A 2,938-nucleotide genomic window follows, 5' to 3' on the forward strand; every position below is an offset into this window, starting at 1 on the left:
GAAACGGTGATGCCAGCGTGTCTGCTCGAGTGCGGCTTTATTGATTCGGCGGATGCAAACCAATTGAAAGACACCGGATTCTTGAACGGTCTGGCCGAGTCCATAGTGCGTGGGGTGTGCAAGGCTCATGGGGTGGCATATGTTCCGCCTGTCGCACCGAAATCGTCAGGTCCGGATTATGCCGGTCATTGGGCGGAATCAACCATCAGGTTTTTGATTCAGGAAGGGATCATGAAGGGGTACCCGGGCGGCTCTTTCAGGCCGGATCAGTACCCAACACGGGCGGAATTGGCAGCCGCGATCAAAAAGGCGATCGATTATGTTTTGTCCAGGAAATAAACCGGGAGGCTCCAGAAGGGGCTTCCCATTTTTTGTTTTTGTGTTTTATAATAAGTTGAGTAAACATTTGCAAGAGGATTTTAATTTGTTCGGAAGAAAAATTCGATTTCTGCCACAGAAACCGAATTTTCATGGAAAGACAACAAAATTCGGATCACGGAGGATGGGTATTTGGGTGTCAGAAGAGGTCATCGGAATCGTCTGAATCCCGGTCCGTCATATTAAGACGGCGGTAATATCCTCAAAACCAGCCTTGAAGCTCTCCGATGAAATGAATATTATGGGAGTTGGTACGGTTTTGAATACGCTTGAAAATAGATTTGATGTGTTGAACGACGTACAGGACTGGATCCTGCAACGTATCCGAAAATGATTTGTTTTGTACGATTCATACAATAGCAAGGGAGAGAAAGAAATATGAAAAATTTGCAAATGCTATTAACCAATGAGGCTGTTATTGGATTTATGGGGGCAATTATCGGTGCAATAATTGGAGGTGTTTTTAGCTATTTAGGAAGTGTTAAGGCTACTAAGAAGAGCATCGATGCAACTCAATATATTAACGATAGAAACGAAATAACAATTATAAACAAATCATCTAAAAATTTGATAACAAATATTCAAATAATTTGCGGTTTAGTAGAATCTTTAAAATCGGCACAGGAAAATTTGCCTCCGAATTTACAAGGGACGATACTTTCTGTTGAACATAGAATAGCACCTATAGATTGGTTCTCAGATTTATCTACAATATCTACTAGATTATCGGAGGATGACTATACTGAATTAGTGAATTTTTTTGTAGGTGTTACGAGATGTGATGATCTATTAGCACGAGCTTGGGAACTAAGAGCTTCCGGAAAATCTCCTGATTATCAACTTACTTTATTTTGGAAGATGCTACCATCAATATTAGAAAATAAGGAAAAATCCATTAATATACTTAAGGAATTAATAAAATAAATTTTGCTATCATAATCTATCATCCACAATCGAGTCACCGCATTCTTTACCAGCTACGGGCTGCGGGATTGAGGCAAGAAGCAGGCAAATTTGGCCGTTACCAGCGAAACAAGGATTCCTGCCTGTTGTAATGTGGCTTTGTCATGCAAAAGGAGGCTGCGCTATTGGCAATGACGACATCCTGAAAACGCTGTCTAACGTGATCGCACACGCAATCGCGGAAACCCTGGGCCTGTCGTTGCCGCCAAATGTGAAATTCGCGGATCTGTTCACGAAACTGCAAAGGCAGGCGCGTGAGGCGAAGAAAGGAATCTGGTCTTTGGGTATCTACAAGGACGAAGTGAAGAATACGAACGATGTATTTCTCGATGGGAAGGCGCCAAAAAAGTAAACTTGCCCGATGAGGGGTTTTTTTCCTATTTACCTCTACCTTTTCGTAAATACATCAGCATCTTCTCTTTACTTTAACGGCTTTAACGTTTCCAACGTATAAGATTAATGGCAAAGATGTTGAAAAGGTAAAGAGGGAGAGGCGGATGATCATCAATCTAAACGTGTATGAGAAGATTATCAGTTCCAGCGCAGTGAATTGGAGAAAAGATTATGGCGAGTCTGGATATTCGATTGAGAGTAAGATGCAAACACGGAATCTGGTCGATAGAAAAATACGCACGTAATGATGGCAGGTCAGTTAGTGACGGCCACTTTTTCTTTTGCAGGAAAAAGCTTGCGTTTGGCGAACTCTGAAATCAGAAGGCGGTTATCGTGTCTCCCATCTACTGTACGATCAAGGAGCTATCCGATCTGTTCCGAATCGACTATTCCACCATGTTGCGGATCCTGCACCGCAACGTAGCCGATCATCCCGAGATCCGGCGGTTCGCACGGTACGATCTGAAGTCCGTAGCGGATCTGCACCGGACCACAGCCGAGCCGCTCAAAGTCGATCTGGACTCGTACTTTCTGACGCTGCACGAGGTCCGCGAGATCCTGGCAGCCGAGCTCGCCCCGATGGTATATACGACAGTGCTCCGCCAGGCGGCCAAAGGCGAGATCCCAGCGGTGAAGTTTTGGGACACGTACCGATTGCCGGAGACTATGCTCAGGCGATGGTTGAAAGAAGGAAGAATCAGAAAACATAAGAGATAATGATGAACGGTGGTGAAAGTGTCAATTCATTCATCGCGAAGATGTTTACCCACGGTCCATTCAGAGAAATTAAGGCCAAGTGACGTCCTCTTTTGTTTTGCAGGAATTGGAAGTCCTCCGACGGAATTGTTCTGAGAGGGGGAGCCGCCACGTACCACACCATTTAAATTCTAGCTGCTCTGTTTTGCGACGAGCACGACGGTGCGGAGGAAGGCGGCCAAAGACGTGATCCCTGCGCTGAAGCTTAGGGATACGCATCGATGGCCAGAGAGCGATGTTGAGGGACTGGTTCGACAGGGGAGGATTCAGAAACGGAATGGATGAAGAGGCCCGTTGTGAGCCTCATTTCTCATTTGTTTTCATGTTTATGATTGTTCGATAGGCTCGTATGTTGGTCAAGTCCGGATTTTTGTGTAAATTCTTTTTGGGTTGGAGTTTCTCTGTCCATGGCTTTGCCCAGGCTGAATTGAACCGCATCAGGAGAGAT

At 44.9% G+C, this 2,938-nt stretch carries 4 protein-coding genes; all 4 read left to right on the forward strand.

All coding sequences use genetic code 11. The features are described 5' to 3' along the window. Positions 1-339, forward strand: a 339-nt coding sequence (locus tag C230_RS0100595) for an S-layer homology domain-containing protein (RefSeq protein ID WP_026174052.1), incomplete at its 5' end; no start/stop codon positions are given. Between the two features lie 417 nt (positions 340-756). Continuing rightward, positions 757-1,302, forward strand: coding sequence for a hypothetical protein (locus tag C230_RS0100600; RefSeq protein ID WP_018130153.1), 546 nt, complete (start codon positions 757-759; stop codon positions 1,300-1,302). Positions 1,303-1,432: 130 nt separating this feature from the next. Next, complete coding sequence (locus C230_RS0100605; protein WP_018130154.1) at positions 1,433-1,693, forward strand: hypothetical protein; 261 nt, start codon at positions 1,433-1,435, stop codon at positions 1,691-1,693. A 374-nt stretch (positions 1,694-2,067) separates the two neighbouring features. Then, complete coding sequence (locus C230_RS0100615; RefSeq protein WP_018130156.1) at positions 2,068-2,451, forward strand: MerR family transcriptional regulator; 384 nt, start codon at positions 2,068-2,070, stop codon at positions 2,449-2,451. Positions 2,452-2,938 lie beyond the last annotated feature (487 nt).

It is taken from the genome of Effusibacillus pohliae DSM 22757, from assembly GCF_000376225.1.
Lineage (GTDB): Bacteria > Bacillota > Bacilli > Tumebacillales > Effusibacillaceae > Effusibacillus > Effusibacillus pohliae.